We start from the raw sequence: 25,207 nt of genomic DNA on the forward strand, positions 1-25,207 counted from the left end.
CCTCGCGCGATGGCTGATGCGCGCATGCCTGGCCCTGATGCCCAAGGCACTGGCGCCCTGGGCGCAAGCCATGGCGGCCGAGCTCGACGAGATCCGCGCTGCCGGAGCGGCCTGCAGTTTCGCCTTTGGTTGCTTGGCACTGGCGCTGAAGCTGCGCCTCTTGTCGAACTGGCAATCGGCTGCAGCGAGCGCCAAGCGCATGACCGGAGCGCTTGCGCACCGGGGCCTGGGCGGAACCTTGCTAAAGCAAGTGCATGAAGCAAGCGCGGCCCGCCTCGGCGCCGCAAGCGCCTGCCTGGCGGTGCTTGTGGGTGGCGTGTTCATGGCCACGACGGGCGCACCCAAGTCCTGGCCCTGGATGAACGGCCTGTCCTTGGCCTTTGCCCTGGCCAGCCTGGCCCTGCTGCCCAAACAAGGGCTACAAACAGAACAGCGCCTGCGCGAGCGGCTCTGCCTCCTGCTGGGCAGCCTCTTGCTGGCGAGTTGCGCATTGGAATCCCGCGAGGGCTTGAACGGGCGTTGGCTGCAATTGGGCCCTGTGAGCGTGCAGCTGGTATGGCTGCTCGTGCCCAGCCTGCTCTTGCTGTCGAATCGTCCGGCCGGACAGGCACAGGCCAGCCGCCCCCTGTGCAGCAGCCTGGGCTTGCTCCTGGCCATCGCCGCGCTCTGGGCGCAAACGGAGCCGATGTGGCTGTTGCTGATGGGTCTCATGCTGCTGCTGCGCAGCGCGCGAAGAAGCGAGCCTCAAGCGGCTCATCAGGCTGAAGCTTTGCTGGCCTGCCTGGCCTTGCTGGCGGCGGGCTTGAGCAGCCAGCACTGGCAGATGCCAAGCAGCCAGGCCTTCGTCGATCAGGTCCTGCTGCAAGCCTGGTCGCACAGCCCTCAGCCTTTGCTGACGGGGCTGATGCTCGCCGCCCTGCTGCTCTTGGTCTTGCCAGGATGGCGCCACCGGCACGCACGCGAACACAGCCTGCTCTGGGCCGGCCTTCTGTTGATGAGCCTGCCGGGCTTCCTGCCCACGCCGCTGTTGGGCATGGGCGGCAGCGCCATCCTGGGCTATGTGCTCAGCCTTGCGGCCGTCTCGGGGCCCGAACCCGGCCCACAGGCGCCCAGCAAGGCAGCGCATACGCCCCGACACCGGCGAGAGTCGCACAAAGCCCCATGGCGACGGCTCAAGCCTCGCTAGACACGGCAGAACCTCGCCTCACCCCAAGCCCAGCCGACTCTAATTCACCTGCGGCCCCGCGTCTCTGACGGAGCTCTCCCGAGCTCGGTTGAGGCTGCCGCATGGCAGCTTGTACTTCTCGTCTCATCCGCGGCCGCTCAGCCACTCCGCCTGTACAGCCAGGCAGGTACCACCCACATGAAACACCAAACCACCATGAAGCGCTCTCGTCGCACCTGTCTCTCTGTCGCCGCCGTCTTGCTGCTGGCCCTCATCAGCATCAGCGCGCTACTCTGGCAACGCTGGAGCCAGCCCTGGAGGGATCAGGCCGTGAGCTTTACGCCGGCACAGCAGGAATGCGGGCAAGAAGGGCAGCTTCGCTACTGCATCAACCGGGATGTGGGCGGCGTGAATGGCGACTGGCTCTACCACCTGCATGGCCGCAAGCTCGACGAGACCATCTGGAACGACCCGTCCTATATGACTGCCATGATCCAAGGCGCTTGGCAGCAGATGGGCCAACGCCCGCCCACCGTGGTGACGCTGTCCTACGGACCCGTGTGGTTGCTCACCCCCAAAGGCAAGGCCGAGGCCAGCGGCTTGCTGGAGCAGGTCCACAGCGACATGGCCGCCATCGAAGCGCGCCACGGTCGCCCGGCGCGTCGCTTGCTGCTGGGGGAATCCATGGGCGGACTCAATGCCTTGATCCTGGGCCTGAGCCGGCCTGAGCACTTTGCCAAGGTGGCCGCGCTGTGCCCCGGTGTCTATGTGGACTCGCCGTTCGCACCCCTGAGCCAGCTGAAGGCTGCGCTGGAGCGCACGGGCGCCGACCCCAAGATCGGCTTCGGCGTCGTCCGTCTGGCGCGCCAGTATGTGACGGACGATGCGGAATGGCAGCGCGTTTCGCCGCTGGCCTTGATCGAACAAGAACTCCCCGCTTCAAGCCCACGTCCGCAGCTCTACGTCTCCAACGGCCTGTACGACCGCTATGGCAATTTCGAGGGCAGCCAGCGCCTGATCGAACGCGCGCGTGCTCAGGGTTGGCAGACCGAATGGCACCCGATTTACGGCGGCCACTGCGCGAGCGACATCGACTCGCTGGCGCGATTTCTGCTTCCCAGCTGACGGCGTCCTGCACCCACAACAAGGGGGCCCGACGCTGCTTACTGGCTGGCACAGCCCGCTTCAGGCGTTCACGCACCTGATCTTGTTCAAACGGATCGCCTCGGACAGTCTCCCGTCCGGGGCGACTATTTGCCGTCCACCCAAGGATTTGCTTGCGCGCCGGCTGAGCGTCTATCTGAGTCGTTCACAGCCGAGCCGCCCGTGCCGCCAGAAACCGCCGGTCGCTGTCGAGGGTCGCCAGTTCGATGGCCCGGTCGTACGCCCGCCGGGCGGCTTCGGACTGGCCCGCCATGGCGAGCACGGCGGCGCGCGCGGCATGAAAGGGCTGGAAGTCTGCCAGGGGCTCCTGCAGTTCGTTCAGTGTGGCCACCGCGGCGGCCAGCAGCCCGTTCTCGGCCATCGCGACGGCGTGATTGACGCGCACCACCGGTGTCGGCTCCAGAAGCAGCAAGGCCGTGTACAGCTGCAGTATCTGAGGCCAGTCCGGCGCGGGTTCGGGCATCTGGCAGGCACTGATCGCCGCCTTGATCTGGAACGGCCCCGCCCGTTTGCGGCGCAAGGCCGTCTCCAGCTTGTGCCGACCTTCGGCCTCGAGCTCGCGTCGCCACAGCCGACGGTCCTGTTCCGCAGGCGGCACGGTTTCGCCGCTGGCGTTGACCCGCGCCGCCCGGCGTGCTTCGGTCAGCAGCATCAGGGCAAGTGCACCTTCGATCTCGGGCTGCTCAGGGCACAGCGCATCGAGCAAGCGGGCCAGAAACAGCGCCTCGGCGCACAGATCCCGCGCCTCGTCGGGCGCGGCGGTGTAGCCGGTGGTGAAGATCAGGTAGACGGTGGTGAGAACGGCCTGCAACCGCTCGTCCCACTGCTCGGGCGGGGGCACGGCGTAGGCGATGCCCGAGCGGGCGATCTTGGCCTTGGCCCGGCTCAGGCGCTGGCCGGTGGTGGCCTCCTGATCAAGGAACAAGCGGGCGATCTCGCCCGTGGACAGGCCGCACACGGTCCGCAGCGTCAGCGCCACCCGCGACTTGAGCTCCAGCGCCGGGTGGCAGCAGGTGAAGACCAGGCGCAGGCGCTCGTCAGGAATGGGCTCAGGCTCGTCTGGCCCGAGCAAGTCCTGGACCAGTTGGACCGCCGCCTCGCGCTCGCCGTCGCGGCCCTCGGCGCGCAGCTGGTCGAGCGCCTTGCGATAGGCCACCTGGATCAGCCAGCCCTGGGGCGACCGGGGCAGACCGTCGCGCGCCCAGTGGCTCAGCGCGGACACGCAGGCCTCTTGCAAGGCATCTTCCGCGCGCTGGAAAGAACCCAGCCGGTGCGTGAGCGCCGCCATCAGCCGCCCCCGGTCGTGGCGCAGCACATGCTCCAGCGCCTGGACGAGTGCGATGGCCTGGGCGGGGGCGCTCATTCGCAAGCCACCGATCAGGCGTCGGTCGGGTCGTAGTTCAGCAAGGGCCGCACCTCGACGGTGCCGAATGCGGCCACCGGCATCTGCGCCGCGTAGCGCAGGGCGGTGTCGAGGTCGGGCACATCGAGCACGTAGTAACCGCCCAGATGCTCGCGGGTTTCGGCAAAAGGGCCGTCCATGGTTTCGACCTTGCCACCGCGCAGCTTGATGGAGGTGGCGGTTTCAATGCCTTGCAGGCCTTCGCCGCCGCGCAGAACGCCATCGGCCTGGGCCTTTGCGCTGAAGGCGGCGAAGTCGGCCATCATGGCCTGGAACTCGGGCGTGCCGTAGACGGGCTCAGCTTCGGGCGCGCTGTAGAGCAAAAACATGTATTGCATGGTGAACTCTCCAAAATGTTTCGAGAAACGACAGGACTGAGGGCTGAGGGCTGACAGTGCGTCACAAGCCTTGCGGACCGAGAAGCATGCCACCCAAAGCGGTGAGTCGCAGCAAGGCCCCCGCCCCCAAACCTAAGACGCCGCCGACGTTGCAGATTTCGACATCGACAGGAAAACTACTTCTCGTTTCTTCTCGTCGGGTGAACGGCGGCGCTTCGGCCGCTGACCGCATCGAGCCGCAAGTCCAAGCGCAGCAGGAGCGGTCTTGCGCCTGCCAGGTGCAGGTCTCGGGTGCCGGCCTCTGGTGCCGTCCCCAGGGTTTCATCCCAAGCGCGCACGGGCTGTCTGGACACCTGCGCAGGCATGAAAGCCCGGCGCAAAGAGCAAAAAGCCCCGAACAGTTTCCCGTCCGGGGCTTTGATATGCAGTTCAGCGCAGCCGCAGATTACTTCCGCGCCGGCGGCAAATCCGTGCACGAACCATGCGCCACTTCCGCCGCCATGCCGATGCTTTCGCCCAGCGTCGGGTGCGGGTGAATCGTCTTGCCGATGTCCACCGCGTCGGCGCCCATCTCGATGGCCAAGGCGATCTCGCCGATCATGTCGCCGGCGTGGGTGCCGACGATGCCGCCGCCGACGATGCGGTGGGTCTCTTCATCGAAGAGCAGCTTGGTGAAGCCTTCGTCGCGGCCGTTGGCGATCGCGCGGCCCGAAGCGGTCCAGGGGAACAAGCCCTTCTTGACCTTGATGCCTTGGGCCTTGGCCTGGTCTTCGGTGAGACCCACCCACGCCACTTCCGGGTCGGTGTAGGCCACGCTCGGGATCACGCGGGCGTCGAACTGGCTCTTGGACAAATGCGCGTCGCCGAGGATGGCACCGGCCGCCACTTCGGCCGCCACATGGGCCTCGTGCACCGCCTTGTGCGCCAGCATGGGCTGGCCGACCACATCGCCGATGGCGAAGATGTGCGGCACATTGGTGCGCATCTGCACATCGACGTTGATGAAGCCACGGTCGGTCACCGCGACGCCGGCCTTGTCAGCGGCGATCTTCTTGCCATTGGGCGTGCGGCCCACAGCCTGCAGCACGAAGTCGTAAACGCCTTCGCTCTTGACTCCGTCCAGGCCCTCAAACTGCACCTTGATGCCGTCCGGCGTGGCCTCGGCACCGACGGTCTTGGTCTTGAGCATGATGTTGTCGAAGCGCTTGGCATTCATCTTCTGCCAGACCTTGACGAGGTCGCGGTCGGCGCCTTGCATCAGGCCGTCCAGCATCTCGACCACATCGAGGCGCGCGCCCAGGGTCGAGTAGACCGTGCCCATCTCCAGGCCGATGATGCCGCCGCCGATGATCAGCATCTTCTTGGGCGTACCCTTGAGTTCCAGCGCGCCGGTCGAATCGACGATGCGCGGATCTTGCGGCAAGAAGGGCAGGCGCACCGCCTGCGAGCCGGCCGCGATGATGGCTTGCTTGAAGCGAACCACCTTCTTGGCGCCGGTCTTGGCCTGGGCCTCGCCGGCGGTTTCTTCGACTTCCACATGGAAGGCGTCGATGAAGTTGCCGTAGCCGCGCACGGTGGTGACCTTGCGCATCTTGGCCATCTGGGCCAAGCCACCGGTCAGCTTGCCGATCACTTTTTCCTTGTGGCCGCGCAGCTTGTCGATGTTGACGGTGGGCGCGCCGAAGTCCACGCCGAGATCGCCGAGGTGCGAGACTTCGTCCATCACCGCCGCCACATGGAGCAAGGCCTTGGACGGGATGCAGCCCACATTCAAGCAGACACCGCCCAGGGTGGCATAACGCTCCACCAGCACGACCTTCAGGCCGAGATCGGCCGCGCGGAAGGCGGCTGAGTAGCCGCCGGGGCCGGCGCCCAGCACCAAGACATCGGCTTCCAGATCGACCGGTCCGCTGTAGCTGCCGGCGGCGGGGACGAAGGCGGGAGCGGGTGCAGCCACGGGGGCCGCCACAGGTGCTGCGGGTGCAGCCGCGACCGGAGCAGGCGCCGACGAAGAAGCGGCTTCCGACTCCAGCACCAGCAAGAGCGTGCCCTGGTTGATCTTGTCACCCAGCGCGACTTTCACTTCCTTGACCACGCCGGCATGCGAGGACGGGATCTCCATCGAAGCCTTGTCGGACTCCACGGTCACCAGGCTTTGCTCGACCTTGACCGTGTCACCGACCTTGACCAGCAGCTCGATGACGGCCACATCCTTGAAGTCGCCGATGTCGGGAACTTGTACTTGAACCAATGCCATGTCAGGGTTCTCCGGTCAGAGCACGATGCGGCGGAAGTCCGCCAGCAGCGAAGCGAAGTAGACATTGAAGCGGGCCGCGGCCGCGCCGTCGATGACGCGGTGGTCCCAGCTCAAGCTCAGCGGCAGCATCAGGCGCGGCTGGAAGGCCTTGCCATCCCACTTGGGCTCGATCTGGCTCTTGCACACGCCCATGATGGCCACTTCCGGCGCATTGATGATGGGGGTGAAGTAACGGCCACCGATGCCGCCCAGGGACGAGATGGTGAAGCAGCCGCCGCTCATCTCGGCCGGGCCCAGCTTGCCGTCGCGCGCCTTCTTGGCCAGCTCGCCCATCTCGGCACTGATCTCGAAGATGCCCTTTTTGTCGGCATCCTTGATCACCGGCACGACCAGGCCGTTGGGCGTGTCTGCCGCAAAGCCGATGTGGAAGTACTTCTTCAGCACCAACTTCTGAGCGTCGCCCTCGCCTTCCAGCGAGGCATTGAACTCGGGGAACTTCTTCAGCGCCGCCACGGCTGCCTTGATCATGAAGGCCAGCATGGTGACCTTGACCGCCGCCGGGTTCTTCTCGTTTTCCTTGTTCGTTTGAACACGGAAGGCTTCGAGCTCGGTGATGTCGGCATCGTCGTGGTTGGTCACATGCGGGATGACCACCCAGTTGCGGTGCAGATTGGCGCCGCTGATTTTCTTGATGCGGCTGAGGTCCTTGCGCTCGATGGCGCCGAACTTCTCGAAGTCCACCTTGGGCCAGGGCAGCAGGCCCGCCAGGCCCGCGCCGCCTGCCGCAGCCGGGGCAGCGGCAGGTGCCACCGCCTTTTGCGCCGCGGTCTGCACTGCGCCGGCCATCACGGCCTTGACGAAGGCCTGCAGGTCCTGCTCCTGGATGCGGCCGTTCGGGCCCGTGCCCTTGACTTCGTCCAGCGGCACACCCAGCTCACGCGCCATGCGGCGGATGCTGGGCGAGGCGTGCGGAAGTTTGCCCTTGAGGGCGGTCGGGTCGTGGGCGGGAACTGCAGCGGCGACCGGCGCGGCAACAGGAGCAAGGGCCACTGCAGCCGCGGCCGGCGCGGCCACGGGTGCCGCAGCGACAGGTGCCGGCGCAGCAGCAGGAGCAGCCGCAGCGCCCTGCACTTCCACCAGCGCCAGCAGCGAGCCCTTGGCCACCTTGTCGCCAAGCTTGACCTTGAGCTCCTTGATCACGCCGGCGTGCGAGGACGGGATCTCCATCGAGGCCTTGTCGCTCTCGACCGTGATCAGGCTTTGCTCGACCTTGATGCTGTCACCGGCCTTGACGAAGACCTCGATCACCGCCACCGACTCGAAATCGCCGATGTCGGGCACAAAAACCTCGACCAGGCTGGCCGCCGCCGGGGCGGCGACTGGAGCAGCAACCGGCGCGGCAACAGGCGCTGCGGCCACCGGAGCCGGCGCTGCCACGGGCGCAGCAGCCGGCGCAGCCACAGCCGCCGAACCCGCCGCCTCGACCAGCAGCACGACGCTGCCTTCATTGACCTTGTCGCCCAGGGCCACCTTGATCTCGCGCACCACACCGGCGTGGGTGCTGGGGATCTCCATCGAGGCCTTGTCGCTCTCCACAGTGATCAGGCTTTGCTCCACGGCCACCGTGTCGCCCACCTTGACCAGCAGCTCGATCACCGCCACGTCCTTGACGTCCCCGATGTCGGGAACTTTCACTTCTACCAATGCCATGTCTGTCTCCGCGAGTGCGATCAAGCGTACAGGGGGTTGATCTTGTTGACGTTGAGGCCGTACTTGGCAATCGCCTCGGCCACCTTGGCGGCCGGGATCTTGCCTTCATCGGCCAGGCTCTTGAGCGCAGCGACGACGATGTAGTGGCGGTTGATTTCGAAGTGCTCACGCAGCTTGGAGCGGAAGTCCGAACGGCCGAAACCATCGGTACCCAGCACCTTGAAGCTGCGGCCGGCCGGGATGAAGGCGCGGATCTGTTCCGCGTAGTTCTTCATGTAGTCGGTCGAGGCGACGACCGGGCCGCTGGTGCGGCTCAGCTGCTGGGTCACGAAGGGCACGCAGGACAGCTCGGTCGGGTGCAGCAGGTTCCAGCGCTCGGCGTTCTGGCCGTCGCGGGCCAGCTCGTTGAAGCTCGGGCAGCTCCATACATGGGCACCCACGCCCCACTCCTGTTCCAGCAAGACCTTGGCCGCCTGGCTTTCGCGCAGGATGCTGCCGGAGCCGAGCAAATTGACCGTCAGCGCGGTGCCGGCCTGGGCTTCTTCCAGCAGGTACATGCCCTTGAGGATCTGCGCCTCGGTGCCGACCTTGAGGCCCGGCATGGCGTAGTTCTCGTTCAGCAGGGTCAGGTAGAAGAACACGTTCTCCTGGTCTTCGACCATGCGCTTGAGGCCGTGCTGCATGATCACCGCCACTTCGTGCGCGAAGGTCGGGTCGTAGCTGACGCAGTTGGGGATGGTGCCGGCCAGGATGTGGCTGTGGCCGTCTTCGTGCTGCAGGCCTTCGCCGTTCAGGGTGGTGCGGCCCGAGGTGCCGCCCAGCAGGAAGCCGCGCGCTTGCATATCGCCGGCCGCCCAGGCCAGGTCACCGATGCGCTGGAAGCCGAACATCGAGTAGTAGACGTAGAACGGGATCATGACCCGGTTGTTCGTCGAGTAGCTCGTGGCCGCCGCAATCCAGCTGGCCATGCCGCCGGCTTCGTTGATGCCTTCCTGCAGGATCTGGCCGTCCTTGGCCTCGCGGTAGTACATCACCTGGTCCTTGTCGACCGGGGTGTAGTTCTGACCCTTGGGGTTGTAGATGCCGATCTGGCGGAACAGGCCTTCCATGCCGAAGGTGCGCGCCTCGTCGACCAGGATGGGCACGACGCGCGGGCCCAGATCCTTGTCGCGCAGCAGCTGGGTCAGGAAGCGCACATAGGCTTGCGTGGTCGAGATCTCACGGCCTTCGGCGGTGGGCTCGAGCACGGCCTTGAAGACATCCAGCGCGGGCACGCTGAAGGTCTCTTCGGCCTTGACGCGGCGCTGCGGCAGGTAACCACCCAGGGCCTTGCGGCGCTCGTGCAGATAGCGCATTTCGGGCGTGTCGTCGGCCGGCTTGTAATACGGCAGCTTGGGCAGCTCGCTGTCGGGGATGGGGATGCCGAAGCGGTCGCGGATGTACTTGATGTCCTCGTCGCTGAGCTTCTTGGTCTGGTGGACGGTGTTCTTGCCTTCACCGGCCTTGCCCATGCCATAGCCCTTGACGGTCTTGACCAGCAGCAGGGTCGGTTGGCCCGTGGTGTTGTGGTGGGCCTTGTGGAAGGCGGCGAAGACCTTCTCGGGCTGGTGGCCACCGCGGCGCAGCTCGAAGATCTCTTCGTCGCTCATGTGCTCCACGAGCTTGGCGGTCTCGGGGTATTTGCCGAAGAAGTGCTTGCGGACGTAGGCGCCGTCGTTGGCCTTCATGGCCTGGTAGTCGCCGTCCACGGTTTCCATCATCAACTGCTTGAGCTTGCCGCTCTTGTCGCGCGCCAGCAGCTCGTCCCAGCCCTTGCCCCAGATCAGCTTGATGACGTTCCAGCCGCTGCCGCGGAACTCGCCTTCCAGCTCCTGGATGATCTTGCCGTTGCCGCGCACCGGGCCGTCCAGGCGCTGCAGATTGCAGTTGATGACGAAGACCAGGTTGTCCAGGCCTTCGCGCGCGGCCAGGCCGATGGCGCCCAGGCTTTCCGGCTCATCCATCTCGCCGTCGCCCATGAAGGCCCAGACCTTGCGGTTCTCGGTGTTGGCGATGCCGCGGGCATGCAGGTACTTCAGGAAGCGGGCCTGGTAGATGGCCATCAAGGGGCCCAGACCCATGGACACGGTCGGGAACTGCCAGAACTCGGGCATCAGCTTCGGGTGCGGGTAGCTGGACAGGCCCTTGCCGTCGACTTCCTGGCGGAAGTTGTCCAGCTGCGCCTCATTCAGGCGGCCCTCCAGGAAGGCGCGGGCGTAGATGCCGGGGGCACTGTGGCCCTGGATGTAGAGCAGATCGCCGCCGTGGTTTTCACTCTCGGCATGCCAGAAATGATTGAAGCCGGCGCCCAGCATCGAGGCCAACGAAGCGAAGGAACCGATGTGGCCGCCCAGATCACCGCCGTCCGCCGGGTTCAGGCGGTTGGCGCGCACGACCATGGCCATGGCGTTCCAGCGCATATAGGCGCGCAGGCGCTTTTCGATCTCGATATTGCCGGGGCAGCGCGCTTCCTGATCGGCCGGGATGGTGTTCACGTAGGCCGTGGTGGCCGAGAACGGCACGTCGATGCCGGACTGGCGCGCATGCTCGATCAGGGTGTTGAGCAGGAAATGCGCACGTTCACCGCCTTCTTCACCGATGACGGCGGACAGCGCGTCCAGCCATTCCTTGGTTTCCTGCGTGTCGGTGTCAGTGGCGGCGGCGCCTGGAAGGGACTGGGGCTGCGCGGACATGGCTTGTCTCCGAAGATTTGACTCTTGGGGATGGCAGCGGCCGGCCACTGGCTGGCGACACCCGCGCATCCTCAGGCTAAAAAACCTTGCCCGGCGTGAATTCCGGACATGGCAACGGCTTGAACGTCGTGTGCGTTTGCGGCGAGTGTCGCACAAGATTCCGCCACTCTCAAATGGTGCGAAAGCATTTTATATTGCGAAATCAGTTACATGAAGTTGTCAAACTCAGGCGCTTGTCCGCACCCGGATAATCGCCCGCTATGTCTTTTCTTACCGATCTCCAAGGCGCCGCGCGCCAGATGGTTCAACCGCTGCGCCGGGTGATGGTGCGCTGGTGGCTCAGCCAGTCGCCCTCGCGGCAGGACCGCTTCGCCACCCTGGGCCCGCTGATCTCGGTCCTGCTCTTCCTGACCGCCATCATCCTGGCCTTCTGGTACCTGCGGAACGAGGAAATCGAGCGCGAGTCCGAGGCCGTCAAGCGCGACAGCGAGATCGCCCAGCAGCAGATCCGCGTGCGCCTGAATGACAACCAGGAACAGCTGCTGCGCATCGCCCGCGAGATCGTCACCCGCGCGGTGGACACGCAGGAGTTCAGCGCCCAGGCCAAGGCCTTTGCCCGCGACCGGCCCGAGATCACCCACATCACCTGGCTGAGCAAGCACCGCGAGGCGCGCGCCAGCGTCAGCGGCGCCGGCTTCCAGGACGAGTCGCTGATGACGACCGAGGGCAACGACCCCTCCATGCCCCTGGCCAACCAGAGCAACCCGGCCGAGCTGGCCTTCCAGGCCGCGCGCGAGCGCCGCCAGCCCAGCTACTCGCCGCCCTTTGCCGACAACATCGGCACCCGCGTATTCCAGATCCATGTGCCCCTGATCGACCGCACGGGCTTTGCCGGCGTGGTGATCGCCGAGTACTCGATCGAAGCCCTGCTGCGCTACTACGTGCCCAGCGAGGTGGCAACCCGCCATGTGGTGGCCATCCTCGACGCCGGCGAGCAAGTCGTGGCCAGCACCGTCACGCAGATGCCGGGCAAGCGCCCCAAGCGCGCCCTGATCCAGCACGAAGTGCCCCTGGCCCCGGCCATGAACGGCCTGGTGCTGCGCGGCGAGGGCTACCGCACCTCCATCGGCCTGATCAGCAACACCTTGTTCTGGATGGTGGTGGCGCTCTCGGTGCTGACCGTCTGGATGCTGCTGGGCACCTGGAAGCACATGCGCCGGCGCCTGCAGATCCAGAATGCCCTGTCCAGCGAAACCAATTTCCGCCGCGCCATGGAGAACTCCATGCTGACCGGCATGCGGGCCATGGACATGGAGTCGCGCATCTCCTACGTCAACCCGGCCTTCTGCGCCATGACCGGCTTCTCGGAAGCCGAAATGATCGGCCGCAAGCCACCCTTCCCCTTCTGGCCGCCCGACCGCCTGGAAGAAAACGCCCGCCTGCTGCAGCAGGAGCTGCAGGGCCGCAGCCCGGCCGGCGGCGTGGAAGTGAAGATCCTGCGCAAGGACGGCACCACCTTCGACGGCCGCGTCTACATCTCGCCCCTGGTGGACAGCAAGGGCAAGCAGACCGGCTGGATGACCTCGATGACCAACATCACCGAAGCCAAGCGCGTGCGCGACCAGCTCTCCGCCTCGCACGAGCGCTTCACCACCGTGCTGGAGGGGCTGGACGCCGCGGTGTCCGTGCTCTCGGTGCAGCAAGGCGAGCTCTTGTTCGCCAACCGCAGCTACCGGCTCTGGTTCGGTGCCGACCCGGCCGGCCACGCCCTGCTCTCGGGCAGCCAGCTCGGCCGCAGCAGCGGCCCGGATGCCGACGAAGAGGTGGACGACTACAGCGGCCTGCCCGCCCAGGCCCTGACCGAAATGGGCTCGGATCCGCGCGAGGTGTTTGTAGAGTCGCTGGAAATGTGGTTCGACGTGCGCTCGCGCTATCTACAGTGGACCGACGGCCGCCTGGCGCAGATGCTGATCGCCACCGACATCACCACCCGCCGCCATGCCGAAGCCCAGGCCGCCAGCCAGGCCGAAAAAGCGCAGATGACCAGCCGCCTGATGACCATGGGCGAAATGGCCTCCAGCGTGGCCCATGAGCTGAACCAGCCGCTGACTGCCATCACCAACTACTGCAACGGCATGGTCTCGCGGGTGCGCAACGACAGCATCCAGAAAGAAGACCTGCTGGCCGCGCTGGAAAAGACCGCCAAGCAGGCGCAGCGCGCCGGGCAGATCATCCACCGCATCCGCAACTTCGTGAAACGCAGCGAGCCCAAGCGCGAACCGGCCCAGGCCTTTGACATCGTCGAGGACGCGGTCGAGCTGGCTGGCATCGAGCTGCGCCGCCGCAATGTGGCCATCCACACCTACATCGCGCAGCGCCTGCCGACCCTGATGGTGGACCCCATCCTGATCGAGCAGGTCTTGATGAACCTGCTCAAGAACGCGGCCGAGGCCATCGACAACGCCGGCCTGCCGGTGTCGCGCCGCCACATCGAACTGCGCGTGGTGCCCAAGCACACCCCCGAACTCGGGGGCCATATCGACTTCAGCGTCACCGACATGGGCCCGGGCATGCCCGAGGAGGTGATCTCCCGGATGTACGAGGCTTTCTTCTCCACCAAGGCCGACGGATTGGGCATCGGCCTAGGGTTATGCCGGTCTATCGTGGAGTCCCACCAGGGCCGGATTCGTGCTGAGAACTTATACAATGGGGAGACTGTTGTGGGCTGCAGGTTCGCCTTCAGCATCCCGGTAGACATCTCCCGAGTGGACCCGCCTGTACCCACAGGATCGCTCGGGCCGACGACAGGATCCCCCGAGGGGTCCGCAGTGAACAACAAACAAGCGACACCATGAGTCTGATTCCGAAGAAGGGCAATGTCTACGTCGTCGATGATGACGAGGCCGTACGCGACTCGCTGCAATGGCTGCTCGAAGGCAAGGACTACCGGGTCAAGTGCTTCGACTCCGCCGAGTCCTTCCTCAGCCGCTACGACCCGCGCGAAGTCGCTTGTCTGATCGCTGACATCCGCATGGAAGGCATGAGCGGCCTGGAGCTGCAAGATCGCCTGATCGAGCGCCACAGCCCCCTGCCCGTGGTCTTCATCACCGGCCACGGCGATGTGCCGATGGCGGTGCAGACCATGAAGAAGGGCGCGATGGACTTCATCGAAAAGCCCTTCAAGGAAGACGAACTGGTCGCCCTGGTCGAGCGCATGCTGGACCAAGCCCGCAACGCCTTCTCCACCCACCAGGAAGCCGCCAGCCGCGACGCCCTGCTCTCGCGCCTGACCACGCGCGAGTCGCAAGTGCTGGAGCGCATCGTTGCCGGCCGCCTGAACAAGCAGATCGCCGATGACCTGGGCATCAGCATCAAGACGGTGGAAGCGCACCGCGCCAACATCATGGAAAAGCTGAACGCCAACACCGTGGCCGATCTGCTCAAGATCGCCCTGGGCGCACCGGCCAAGGCCTGATATCGACTCACCCTGACGAGGCCGCTGAATGCGGCCTCGTTGCATTTCTGGAAGCACAAACATGACCGCCCAACTGATCGACGGCAACGCCCTGTCCCAACAAGTCCGCGCCGAAGTGGCGCAACGCGCCGCGGCGCTGACGGCCCAGGGCTTGAAGCCGGGCCTGGCCGTGGTGCTGGTGGGCGACAACCCGGCTTCCCAGGTCTATGTGCGCAACAAGGTCAAGGCCTGCGCCGACGCCGGCCTGCACTCGGTGCTGGAAAAGTACGACGCAAGCATGAGCGAGGCCGAACTGCTGGCCCGCGTCGAGGCCCTGAACAAGGACCCCGCCATCCACGGCATCCTGGTGCAGCTGCCCCTGCCCAAGCACATCGACGATCACAAGGTCATCGAGGCCATCTCGCCCGCCAAGGACGTGGACGGCTTCGCGATCGAGAGCGCCGGTGCGCTGATGGTGGGCGAGACCGGCTTCAAGGCCTGCACGCCCTACGGCTGCATGAAGATGCTTGAAAGCATCGGCATGAAGGACCTGCGCGGCAAGCATGCCGTGGTGATCGGCCGCTCCAACATCGTCGGCAAGCCCATGGCCATGATGCTGCTGCAGGCCAATGCCACCGTGACGGTCTGCCACAGCGGCACCGCCGATCTTGCCCAGCACACCCGCCAGGCCGACATCGTCGTGGCCGCCGTGGGCAAGCGCAATGTGCTGACCGCCGACATGGTCAAGCCCGGCGCCGTGGTCATCGATGTGGGCATGAACCGCAACGACGAAGGCAAGCTCTGCGGCGACGTCGATTTCGCGGGCGTCAAGGACGTGGCCGGCTGGATCACCCCGGTGCCCGGTGGCGTCGGCCCCATGACCATCACCATGCTGCTGGTCAACACCCTCGAGTCGGCCGAGCGCGCCGCCGCTGCCGCCCAAGCCGCAGGCGCCGTATGAGCAATCCGCTGCTGTCCACCGCCGCCCTGCCGGCCTTTGCCAGCATCCGCCCCGAGCACATCGCCCCGGCGGTCGAGCAGTTGCTGAAAGAAGCCGATGCAGCCCTGACCCTGGCCACATCGGAAGCCACGCCGGCCGACTACGAGGCCTTGTCCGCCAGCCTCGGCGTGGCCACCGAGCGTCTGGGCGCCGCCTGGGGCGCCGTCGGCCACCTCAATGCCGTGGCCAACACGCCCGAGCTGCGCGAGGCCTACAACGCCGCTCTGCCGGCCGTCACCGAGTTCTTCACCCGCCAAGGATCGGACGAGCGCCTCTACGCCAAGTACAAGGCCATCGCCGCCAGCCCGGCCGCAGCCACGCTGAAGCCGGCGCGCCAGCAGGCGCTCAAGCTCTGGCTGCGTGATTTCGTGCTCTCCGGCGCCGAGCTGCAGGGCGAGGCCAAGACCCGCTTCGCCGCCATCCAGGAACGCAGCGCCGAGCTGGCTCAGACCTTCTCCGAGCATGTGCTGGACGCCACCGACGGCTATGCCTACTACGCCAGCGCCGACGAGATGGGCGGCGTGCCGGCCGACGCTGTGCAAGCCGCCCGGGCCGCCGCCGAGGCCGAAGGCAAGGAAGGTTTCAAGCTCACCCTGCATTTCCCCAGTTACCTGCCGGTCATGCAGTACGACAGCCACCGCGGCCTGCGCCAACGGCTCTACACCGCCTACGTCACGCGCGCCAGCGAGCTGGGCGACAAGCCCGAGCAGGACAACAGCGCCGTCATGCAAGAGCTCTTGCAGCTGCGCCAGGAAGAAGCCGCGCTGCTGGGTTTTGCCAATTTCGCGGAAGCTTCGCTGGCCGCCAAGATGGCCGATTCGCCGCAACAGGTGCTCGATTTCCTGCGTGACCTGGCCCGCCGCGCCCGCCCCTTTGCCGAAAAAGACCTGGCCGAGCTGCGCGAGTTCGCCGCCCGCGAGCTGGGCCTGGCCGAGCTGCAGGCCTGGGACACGGCCTACGCCTCCGAAAAGCTCAAGGAAGCCCGCTACGCCTTCAGCGACGAAGCCGTGCGCCAGTACTTCCCGGTGCCGCGCGTGCTGGCCGGCCTGTTCAGCATCATCGAGCGCCTGTTCCAGGTGACGATCCATGAGCAGGCCGCCGAGGTCTGGCACGAGTCCGTCAAGTTCTACCGTTTGGAGCGGAATGGCGCCCTGGTCGGCCAGTTCTACCTCGACCTCTACGCCCGCCCAGGCAAGCGCCCCGGCGCCTGGATGGACGAGGTGCGCAGCCGCTGGGCCCGACCCGAGGGCACGCAGCAAACACCGGTGGCCCAGCTGGTCTGCAACTTCACCCAGCCCGTCGGTGACAAGCCGGCCTTGCTGACGCATGACGACGTCACCACCCTGTTCCACGAGTTCGGCCACGGCCTGCACCACCTGCTGACCCAGGTGGACGAGCTGGGCGTCTCCGGCATCTCCGGTGTCGAGTGGGATGCCGTCGAGTTGCCCAGTCAGTTCATGGAGAACTTCTGCTGGGAATGGGAGGTGCTGCAGCAGCTGACCGCCCATGTGGACAGCGGCGAGCCCCTGCCGCGCGAGCTCTTCGACAAGATGCTGGAGGCCAAGAACTTCCAGAGCGGCATGCAGACCCTCCGCCAGATCGAGTTCGCCCTGTTCGACATGCGCCTGCATGCCGAGACCGGCAGCGCGGCGCAGATCCAGTCCGTACTCAACGAGGTGCGCAGCGAAGTGGCGGTGATGAAGTCGCCCGACTTCAACCGCAGCCAGCACAGCTTCTCGCACATCTTCGCGGGCGGCTACTCGGCCGGCTACTACAGCTACAAATGGGCGGAACTGCTCAGCGCCGATGCCTGGAGCGCCTTCGAGGTGGAAGGCGTGTTCAACGCCGACACCGGCCGCCGCTATCTGAAGAACATCCTGGAAGTCGGCGGCTCACGGCCGGCCATGGACAGCTTCAAGGCCTTCCGCGGCCGCGAGCCGCAGATCGATGCCTTGCTGAGGCATCAGGGCATGGCTTGACATCGGCTTCACACGGGGATTTCTAGACTGGGTTCACCCTGAAGCTCTGGAGATCCCCGAATGAAAGCACCCCGTTTCCTGCGCCGTCTCAGCACGGCACTCACCGCCCTCACAGCCCTGCTGGCAGCCGCCAGCTGGAGCCCGGCCCTGGCCACGCCCGCGAGCAGCAAGATCCTGATCGTCATCAGCGGTGAAGGCCGCGACCAAGGCAAGACCCGGCCCGGCTTTGAGATGGACGAGTTCGCCCAAGCCTGGCTGCTGCTGCGTGCCAACGGCTTGAACGTCGAGGTCGCCAGCCCCAAGGGCGGCGCCGTCGAGGCCGACCGCTACGACCCGGCCGACGACTACAACAGCCGCCTGGCCGCCGACCCGCAAGCCCTGGCCGCCTTGAAGCACACCCGCAGCACGGCCGAACTGAAGGCCAGCGACTACCGCGCCGTGATGGTCATGGGTGGCAAGGGCGCCATGTTTGACCTGCCCAAAGACCCCGGCCTGCAGACGCTGCTGCGCGAGATGGATGCCCAGGGCGGTGTCATCGCCGCCGTCTGCCACGGCCCGGCCGCCCTGGCCGAAGTGCGGCGCGCCGATGGCCAGCCCCTGATCGCCGGCCGCCGCCTGACCGGTTTCAGCAATGAGGAAGAAGCCGCCTTCGGCAAGAAATGGGCGGCCCAGTTCCCCTGGCTGCTGGAAGACAAGCTCAAGGCCCAGGGCGCGCGCTGGGACGAAGCCTCGCTGATGATGCCCAAGGTGGTGGTGGACGGCCGCCTGATCACCGGCCAGAACCCCTTCTCCACCACCGCCATGACCGAGGCCGTGCTGCGCGCCCTGGGCCAGGAGCCCAAGGCTCGCCAGCCCTTCCGCGACGAAGCCACCATGAGCCTGGCCCAGCGCTGGCTGGAGGGCGAGCAGGCCGCCGTGCAAGCGCAGTTGGCCGCCGATGCCAAGGCCTACAAAATGGAGCTGATCGCCATGCTGGGCGTCTACCAGTTCAAGAATGCCGGCGATGATGCAACGCGCCGACAGGCGCTCTCGCTGATGCGCCTGGCCGAGCCGCACTTCAAGCATGAGCGCCTGGGCCTGAGCATCCAGGAAGCGAAGCAATCACTGGCCACCGTCATTCACCACCAACCCTGATCGAGCAGCAAGGCCCCATGACGACGACGCCCAGCCAGCCTCTGCGCATCCTCGTGGTCGAAGACCACGCGCCGCTGCGCGCCCAGATCGCCTTGCTGCTGCAAGCGGCCGGCTGGCGGGTCGAGGAAGCCAGCGACGGCCGCCTGGGCCTGCAGCTGGCTCTGGAGCAACCGCCCGATGTGCTGCTGCTGGACCTGGGCCTGCCCGGCCTCGACGGGCTGCAGGTCTGCCAGCGCCTGCGCGAGCAGGCCGATCGCCACATCCCGGTGCTGATGCTGACCGCGCGCGACAGCCTGGCTGACAAGGGCCAGGGTTTCGCCGCCGGCGCCGACGATTACCTGCTCAAGCCTTTTGCCGGCGAGGAACTGCTCTGGCGCTGCCAGGCCCTGTCCCGGCGCGGCGAGCTGGGCCGCAGCCCGCTGCTGGAACGCGGGCCGCTGCAGATCGACCGGCGCAGCGCCGAAGTGCGCATCGAGGGTCAGGTCTTGCCGACCCTGCCCCGCCAGGCCTACCGCCTGCTGCTGGCCCTGGCCGAGGCTCACCCGCGCACGCTCAGCCGCAGCGAGCTGCAGCACACCCTCTGGGCCGACGAGCCGCCCGAATCCGACGCCCTGCGCAGCCACCTCTACACCCTGCGCCAGGCCCTGGGGCCGGCGCAGGGCCTGGTCAAGACCGTGCACAGCGTCGGCCTGCGCCTGGACCTTCCCGCATGAGCCTGAGCCTCCACACCAGCGGCTACCGCGCCCGCCTGCGGCAGCGCCTGATGCTGGCCTTTACCGGCTACACCGTGCTGGTCAGCGCGCTGTTCGGCCTCTTTGCCATGGCCTTTGTCTACACCGTCGAAGACCAGTTCTTCGACAGCGCCCTGCGCCAGGAAGCCCAAGCCCAAGACATCAGTCTTCGTGCCGGCCAGGGCTGGCGCGAGCCGGCGCAGGACTTCATCCGCCTGTACCGGCCTGGCCAGGCCCTGCCCGAAGACCTGGCGCGGGCGCGCCTGCGCGAGCCCCGGTCCCGCGAGCTCAGCGGCGAGCAAGGCCGCCACTACCACCTCTGGCCCTTGCCCGAGCAGGGCGCCCTCTTGGTCGCCGAGGTCAGCGGCCAGCTGATCGTGCGGCCCATGCGCCGGCAGCTGCTGGTCTGGCTGGGCGCCTGGGGCGGCGGCCTGGCCCTGCTAGCCCTGGGCCTGGGCTGGTGGCTGGCGCGGCGCACCAGTGCGCCCCTGGCCCGGTTGGCGCAGACCGTGGCGCAGAGCCAGCCAGAACAGCTGCCCACCGATCTGGCGGCGCGTTATGGCGACGATGAGGTCGGCCTGCTGGCAGCCCATCTGGCCCAGCTGAACCAGCGCACGCGCGAGTTCATCGCCCGCGAACAGGCCTTCAGCCGCGATGCCAGCCACGAACTGCGCACACCGCTGGCCGTGCTGAGCCTGGCCTGCGAGCGCCTGGCCGGCCAGGGCTTGCCGCCTGCGCAGAGCGCCACGCTCAACTCCATGCGCGCCGCGCTCTGGCAGCTGCAGCAAACGGTGGAGTTGCTGCTGGCCCTGTCCCGCGAAGCCAGCCCGAGCCCGAGCCCGAGCCAGGTCTTGGGTCAGGCCGAGCCGCTGGCCCTGCTGCCCCAGATCGAACAGCTGGTGCTGGCCCACGCCCCCTTGCTGGATCAGCAAGGCATCGAGTTGGAGCTTGAGGTGCCGCCCGCCCTCACCCGCCGCTGGCCGCCGGCCCTGACCCAGCTGCTGCTGGCCAATCTGCTCGGCAACGCCCTGGCCCACCGGCAAACGCCGCAGATCCGCATCAGCGCTGATGCGCAGCACCTGAGCATTGCCAATGCCAGCGCCGCGCCGCCCGAGGCCTTGCTGGGTGCCGACGCGGCCGGCCGCCAGCCCGGCCTCAAGGGCGAAGGCAGCGCCGGCCTGGGCTTGGGCCTGTCCATCGTGCGCCGCCTGGCCGAGCGCCATGGCCTGAGGCTGGAGCTGCAGCACGCCTCGGGCTGGACCACCGTCAGCCTGATGGGCGCGCCGAGCGAACCATCAGCCCTCGACACTTGCACACGAACTGAGCACACCATGTCTTGAGCGGGTCGGCTGATCTATCCTTAGGCCTTGACATTGCAAAGACCACCAACCTCGGATGAAGTCACACCCAGCCGTCCGGCGCGCCGGCATTCTTTTGCAGTACGGCCGCTTCAACCGTGCGGTCGCCTGCCTGGAGGCGGCACTGAGCGCCGAGCCGGACAACCGGGAATTGCTTGACGCCTTGGAGCACGCACGCCTGCAGTGCTCGCAAAGCCGGGGCTGGTGCCGGATTCGTCATCGGCTGGTGGCCTGGCTCTTGTTTCCGTCGGCGCTGCTGCTCGCCATCAGCCCCTTGGTCCTGGTGGCGCGCAGGCTAGATAGCTGGCTGCCGGCCCGCCGGGACGACAATCTCCTGACACTGCTTGCAGTGATCATTGCCTGTGTGATGCTGATCCTGCCGCTGATTCTGCTCGGTGCGCGGCTCTTTCTCTGGGCCTGGTTCCGCTATCTCGCGCTGCTGCCCGAAGTGGAACGTGACAAGGCCGAAGCTCAGCTCGCACGCGCGATCAATGTCGCTGTGCTGGAGCCACAGTACAGCCAAGCGCGGGACCGCTTTGTAAGTCGGAACGGTCGGTGACCGCCGCGCGCCCGATGAACTGAGCGTTCCGCACCTGCAGCCAACTCCATGGTCGTTCTCATCCTGACCGTCCTGGCCCTGGCCTGCTTGATGGCCCCCAGCTGGCTGCTGCGCCGCGGCCTGCACCCGCTGGCGGCATGGCTGCTGGCGGCCGGCATGTGGCCGACCAGCGTGCTGATCCTCGAGCTGCTGCCGCGCGCTCCGGGCAGCGGCGACTCCATGCTCAGCGTGGCCCTGATCACCAGCAGCCTGCTGGGCCTGGCCCTGGCCGGCCTGGGAACGCTGATCGCAAGATGGCTGCGGCGGCGCGCCACGCAGCGGCCTTGAAGGCAAGCCCAGGAGGGCAGCAGCGCAGGGGTTTGCGGGACGACAGCGCCACGCTTACACGCAGTCACCCCGGGCTGTCTGGCTGTAAGTTCTGCCAGATGGACAAACGCTGGCGCGCCGCCTAAGTTCACGGTCAGGCAAGGCGAGAGCCCATACCGCCCCCTTGCCGCACAGGGAGTGCAGACCATGGACAGCAATCGCTTGGTGGCGGGTATCACCGTCTTGGCGCGTGGCTCGCAAACGCTGGGCACGGCGCCCATCCCCAATCCTGCGGACAGACAGCATCCCGGTGACGAGCTTGAAGGCCTGCCTCAAGCCGGACCGGGCGCCGTCGGGCTGTGCCTCTCGGGTGGTGGCAGCCGGGCCCTGAGTTGCGCCATGGGCCAGCTGCGGGCGCTGCGCTGGCTGGGCAAGCTCGATGAGCTCTTCGTGATCTCCTCGGTCTCGGGCGGCAGCTGGGCCAACAGCCTGTTCACCTACCTGCCCGAGCACATCAGCGACGATGATTTTCTCGGCCAGCCCGTGCTGGACCCCAGCCAGCTGAGCTTGCTGATCGGCCCCCACCGGCTGGACCACCTGCCACCCCACAACCTCGGCGAGGTACCGACCCGGCTGGGCTTGTGGCGCGACCTCGACGCCATCCTGACGCTGAAGGAGCGCCATGGCTATGCCAACGACGAGCTCTGGCAGGGCCTGATCGGCGAGCAGGTGTTCAAGCCCTACGGCCTGTGGCAGCCCGATGCCAGCGGCCATGACCCACGTTACTTCACGTGGACCCGGCGCTATCTGCAGGGCCAGAACGGCATCCTGGCGCACAACCCCGGTCTCAAGCCCGGCAGTTTTCTGTGCGTGGAGCGGGCGCGGCCCTTTGCCATCTTCAACACGGCCCTCTTCAGCAATGACGGGCCGGATGCCGACCTCATCCCCTTCGAGTGCAACTTCCAGCTCGGCGTGCGCCACAACTTCCCGGCCCAACCCAGCCAGCAGGGCGCCATCGGCGGCGGCCTGCTGGACGCCTTTGCCATGGGCGGCCGCTACCTGGGCGAGGCGAACGGAGGCGGCTGGGTCAGCAGTGGCAGGCCCGCGCGGCCTTTTGCGCTCAACGACATCGCCGGCTGCAGCAGTGCCGCCTTTGCCCAGATGCTGGAGGAGCAGTACCCCGTGCTCTCCGGCCTGGTGCCTCGCTACCCCTACTGGCCGGTGGCAGAGCGGGCCGAGCAAGACACCCTGCACTACCGTTTCGCCGATGGCGGCAGCCTGGAGAACCTGGGCCTGAATGCCTTGCTGGCGCGCGGGCTGCGGCGGCTGATCGTCTGCGTCAACACCGACCAGGCCATCAGCCGTGACCCCGCGAGCGGTGACATCGTGCTGTCGGACGACCTGCCGCCGCTGTTCGGCCTGCAGCCCTTCCAGCCCGGCCTGGGCTATCTGCCCTACAGCGCGCAGCAGCCGGGGCAAGGGGCGGCACGGCTGTACCGCCACAACCAGGTCTTTGCGCGCCAGGCCTTTGCCCAGTTGCAGGCGGGCCTGTTTGCGGCGCGCCAGGCCGGCGGCGCCATCCTGTTCCGCCAGCGCCTGCCGGTGCTGGCCAATGACTGGTTCGACGTGCCGGCGCAGGACAGCGTCGAGCTGCTCTGGGTCTACAACGATTTCGTCAGCAGCTGGTGGAAGGCCCTGCCCTTCGACGTGCGTGCCGCGCTGGAGCTGGAAAGCGGCGGCAACTTCCCGCGCTACAACACCTTCACCCAACTGGAGCTCTCGGCCACCCTGGTCAATGCGCTCGCGCATCTGAGCTGCTGGTGCCTGGCCTCGGACTCGACCCTGGGCAACCCGGGCGGCCTCAGCAATGCGCAAATGCTGACGTCCATGTTCGACTGATTCCGCACGGCCGCCGCACACCTGTCCATGCCCCAGGTTTGCGCTCCGGCCCCTGCTGCAGCGATTGGGGCATGAGGAAAGCACGACACATGAAAGTCTCCACGAAAGCACGCCGGGTCCGGCCTCTGGCGCTCCCGCTGACCCTGTCCCTGATGCTTGCGCTGATCGCGTGCGCCCCCATCACGCCGATGTCCGACGGCACGCCGGTGCCCGATGCCGTCGGCCCGGAGCAGGTGCTCAATCTGGATCAGGGCTGGGACGAGGCCACGCAAATGGCCTTCTGGTTCAGCACCCAGGGTTCGCGCATCGTGCCCTACACCTGGTTTCTGGCCCTGGAGCAAGCCGGCAACAGCCAGCCCTTTCGCAGCAACGCCAATATCGAGCGCCTGGGCTATCTGCCCGCCAAGCCCGGGCCGGGCCGCTGGAACCACGACGGCCTGCCCGTAGGCTTTGCCCAGACCCAAGGGCCGCAAACCCAGGCCTGGCTGGGCCTGACTTGTGCCGCCTGCCACACCAGCCAGGTCAATCTGCGCGGCGTCGGCCTGCGCATCGACGGCGGCCCGTCCATGGCCGATTTCAACCTCTTCTTCCGTGAGCTGGTCGCCGCCCTGGAGGCCACCTGGGCCGATACGGCCAAGTTCGAGCGCTTTGCCAAAGCCGTGCTGGGCCCCGGCGCCAGTGAGACCCAGAAACAGGCCCTGCGCCTTGCGCTGGGCCAACAAGCCAAGGACAGCCGCCAGCGCCTGACACTGAACACCCCCAGCTTCCCGGCAGGCCACGCGCGGCTGGACGCCTTCGGCAATATCTTCAACGAGGTGCTGGTCGTGGCCCTGCAGCAGCCCGGCAATGCCCAGGCGCCCGATGCCCCCGTGTCCTACCCCTTCATCTGGGACACACCCCAGCATGACAAGGTGCAGTGGAACGGCTCCGCCCCCAACGGCCCCTTCGGCCTGGGTGAGCTGACCCGCAATGTGGGCGAGGTGCTGGGCGTGTTCGGCGGCCTCGGCGTGAACGACTGCGGCAAGGACGGCTGCCGCTACCCCAACCATGTGGACATCCGCCAGCTGGGCCAGCTCGAAGGCTGGGTGCGCAGCCTCTGGTCCCCACAGTGGTACGAGAAAGCGCTGGGTCCGCTGGACGCCAGCCTGGTACAGCGCGGCCAGCAGATCTACCAGAACCAATGCATCAGCTGCCATGCGGTGATCGATCGCAAAGACCCCTTCCGCCGCATCACGGCACAGATGCGCGATGTCGGCACCGATCCGGCCATGGCCACGGCCGCTGCCATGCGCATGGCCAAGACCGGGCCGCTGCAGGGCACGCTGGCCTTTCCGAGCTTTCAGCGCTACGGCGCCGAGGCCGGCGGTGGCGCGCTGACAGTGCAGGCGGCGACCGGGGTGCTGTTCGGCGATCTGGATGCGACCCTGGCCGCGCTGATCAGCCAGTACGAGGCCCAGCTGCAGGACGAGTTGCGCGGCAGCGCCGCCCAGCGCAACGCCCGCCCGGCCACCCCGCGCCCCAGCGCCGAGCTGCTGCAACAGGTCCTCAACCCCAAGGCCCAGCCAGCTGCAGCCCAGGCGGCCGCCGCGGAAGCCAGCCCGACGCCGACCCCGAATGCCATCTACAAGGCCCGGCCGCTCAACGGCATCTGGGCCACCGCGCCCTATCTGCACAACGGCTCGGTGCCGACGCTCTGGGATCTGCTACAGCCGGTGGAGCAGCGGCCACGCCAGTTCCAGGTCGGCAGCCGCGAGTTCGATCCGCAACGCGTGGGCTTCGACACCGCCCGAGGCCCGTCGCGCTTCGACACCCGCCTGCCCGGCAACAGCAACAGCGGCCACCTCTTCGGCACCACGCTGGACGAGGCACAGAAGCGAGCGCTGCTGGAGTATCTGAAGTCCTTGTGAACTCGTGTGCAATCCCCCGCCCGGCAGCGCGCCGGGCGGCGGCAGCGGGCACAGTGACGTGCTGCAGCAGGCGGGCACTTCACATCCAACTCACAAGCGGCTGGCTAATCTG

The 25,207-nt window shown here is 66.9% G+C and carries 18 protein-coding genes; 13 read left to right on the forward strand and 5 right to left on the reverse strand.

Features of this window, described 5'->3' with window-relative positions; all coding sequences use genetic code 11:
- The first annotated feature begins 16 nt into the window (after positions 1–16).
- Positions 17–1,186 (forward strand): hypothetical protein, encoded by a 1,170-nt coding sequence (locus OOB33_RS22070; protein ID WP_271010237.1) that lies wholly within the window; start codon positions 17–19, stop codon positions 1,184–1,186.
- Between the two features lie 195 nt (positions 1,187–1,381).
- Positions 1,382–2,290 carry an alpha/beta hydrolase-fold protein gene (locus OOB33_RS22075; RefSeq protein ID WP_271010238.1) on the forward strand — a complete coding sequence of 303 codons (909 nt, stop codon included), beginning with the start codon at positions 1,382–1,384 and terminating at the stop codon, positions 2,288–2,290.
- A gap of 184 nt (positions 2,291–2,474) precedes the next feature.
- On the opposite strand, the gene OOB33_RS22080 is transcribed toward OOB33_RS22075, so the two are convergent.
- From OOB33_RS22080 to aceE, 5 genes are all read right to left on the reverse strand, one after another.
- Positions 2,475–3,692: an RNA polymerase sigma factor gene (locus OOB33_RS22080; protein WP_102766375.1), complete on the reverse strand. Its 1,218-nt coding sequence runs from the start codon at positions 3,690–3,692 to the stop codon at positions 2,475–2,477.
- 14 nt (positions 3,693–3,706) lie between these two features.
- Positions 3,707–4,069, reverse strand: a complete 363-nt coding sequence (locus tag OOB33_RS22085; protein ID WP_271010239.1) for a YciI family protein — start codon at positions 4,067–4,069, stop codon at positions 3,707–3,709.
- A gap of 445 nt (positions 4,070–4,514) precedes the next feature.
- Complete coding sequence (gene lpdA, locus OOB33_RS22090) at positions 4,515–6,326, reverse strand: dihydrolipoyl dehydrogenase (protein ID WP_271010240.1); 1,812 nt, start codon at positions 6,324–6,326, stop codon at positions 4,515–4,517.
- 15 nt (positions 6,327–6,341) lie between these two features.
- Positions 6,342–8,036: a dihydrolipoyllysine-residue acetyltransferase gene (gene aceF / locus OOB33_RS22095; RefSeq protein WP_271010241.1), complete on the reverse strand. Its 1,695-nt coding sequence runs from the start codon at positions 8,034–8,036 to the stop codon at positions 6,342–6,344.
- A 20-nt stretch (positions 8,037–8,056) separates the two neighbouring features.
- Positions 8,057–10,768, reverse strand: coding sequence for a pyruvate dehydrogenase (acetyl-transferring), homodimeric type (aceE, locus tag OOB33_RS22100; protein WP_171826891.1), 2,712 nt, complete (start codon positions 10,766–10,768; stop codon positions 8,057–8,059).
- A 260-nt stretch (positions 10,769–11,028) separates the two neighbouring features.
- Here aceE and OOB33_RS22105 point away from each other — a divergent pair, with 260 nt between their 5' ends.
- The 11 genes from OOB33_RS22105 (at position 11,029) to OOB33_RS22155 (ending at position 25,095) form a co-directional block, all read left to right on the forward strand.
- Complete coding sequence (locus tag OOB33_RS22105; protein ID WP_271010242.1) at positions 11,029–13,623, forward strand: PAS domain S-box protein; 2,595 nt, start codon at positions 11,029–11,031, stop codon at positions 13,621–13,623.
- Positions 13,620–14,243: a response regulator transcription factor gene (locus OOB33_RS22110; protein ID WP_102766366.1), complete on the forward strand. Its 624-nt coding sequence runs from the start codon at positions 13,620–13,622 to the stop codon at positions 14,241–14,243. Before OOB33_RS22105 ends, OOB33_RS22110 begins: the two co-directional genes overlap by 4 nt.
- A gap of 61 nt (positions 14,244–14,304) precedes the next feature.
- Positions 14,305–15,183 carry a bifunctional methylenetetrahydrofolate dehydrogenase/methenyltetrahydrofolate cyclohydrolase FolD gene (gene folD, locus OOB33_RS22115; RefSeq protein ID WP_271010243.1) on the forward strand — a complete coding sequence of 293 codons (879 nt, stop codon included), beginning with the start codon at positions 14,305–14,307 and terminating at the stop codon, positions 15,181–15,183.
- Positions 15,180–17,201, forward strand: coding sequence for a M3 family metallopeptidase (locus tag OOB33_RS22120; RefSeq protein WP_271010244.1), 2,022 nt, complete (start codon positions 15,180–15,182; stop codon positions 17,199–17,201). Before folD ends, OOB33_RS22120 begins: the two co-directional genes overlap by 4 nt.
- Positions 17,202–17,261: 60 nt before the next feature.
- Positions 17,262–18,335 (forward strand): type 1 glutamine amidotransferase domain-containing protein, encoded by a 1,074-nt coding sequence (locus OOB33_RS22125; RefSeq protein ID WP_271010245.1) that lies wholly within the window; start codon positions 17,262–17,264, stop codon positions 18,333–18,335.
- 17 nt (positions 18,336–18,352) lie between these two features.
- Positions 18,353–19,048: a response regulator transcription factor gene (locus OOB33_RS22130; protein ID WP_271010246.1), complete on the forward strand. Its 696-nt coding sequence runs from the start codon at positions 18,353–18,355 to the stop codon at positions 19,046–19,048.
- Positions 19,045–20,406 carry a sensor histidine kinase gene (locus tag OOB33_RS22135; protein ID WP_271010247.1) on the forward strand — a complete coding sequence of 454 codons (1,362 nt, stop codon included), beginning with the start codon at positions 19,045–19,047 and terminating at the stop codon, positions 20,404–20,406. The genes OOB33_RS22130 and OOB33_RS22135 overlap by 4 nt, the downstream gene beginning before the upstream one ends.
- A gap of 55 nt (positions 20,407–20,461) precedes the next feature.
- Positions 20,462–20,983 carry a hypothetical protein gene (locus OOB33_RS22140; protein ID WP_102766360.1) on the forward strand — a complete coding sequence of 174 codons (522 nt, stop codon included), beginning with the start codon at positions 20,462–20,464 and terminating at the stop codon, positions 20,981–20,983.
- A 48-nt stretch (positions 20,984–21,031) separates the two neighbouring features.
- Positions 21,032–21,310, forward strand: coding sequence for a hypothetical protein (locus OOB33_RS22145; RefSeq protein ID WP_102766359.1), 279 nt, complete (start codon positions 21,032–21,034; stop codon positions 21,308–21,310).
- 186 nt (positions 21,311–21,496) lie between these two features.
- The gene (locus OOB33_RS22150; protein ID WP_271010248.1) at positions 21,497–23,188 is read left to right on the forward strand and encodes a hypothetical protein; all 1,692 of its coding nucleotides are present in this window, start codon (positions 21,497–21,499) and stop codon (positions 23,186–23,188) included.
- Between the two features lie 89 nt (positions 23,189–23,277).
- The gene (locus OOB33_RS22155) at positions 23,278–25,095 is read left to right on the forward strand and encodes a di-heme-cytochrome C peroxidase (RefSeq protein WP_271010249.1); all 1,818 of its coding nucleotides are present in this window, start codon (positions 23,278–23,280) and stop codon (positions 25,093–25,095) included.
- Positions 25,096–25,207 lie beyond the last annotated feature (112 nt).

Source organism: Paucibacter sp. B51, from assembly GCF_027863535.1.
Lineage (GTDB): Bacteria > Pseudomonadota > Gammaproteobacteria > Burkholderiales > Burkholderiaceae_C > Paucibacter_A > Paucibacter_A aquatilis.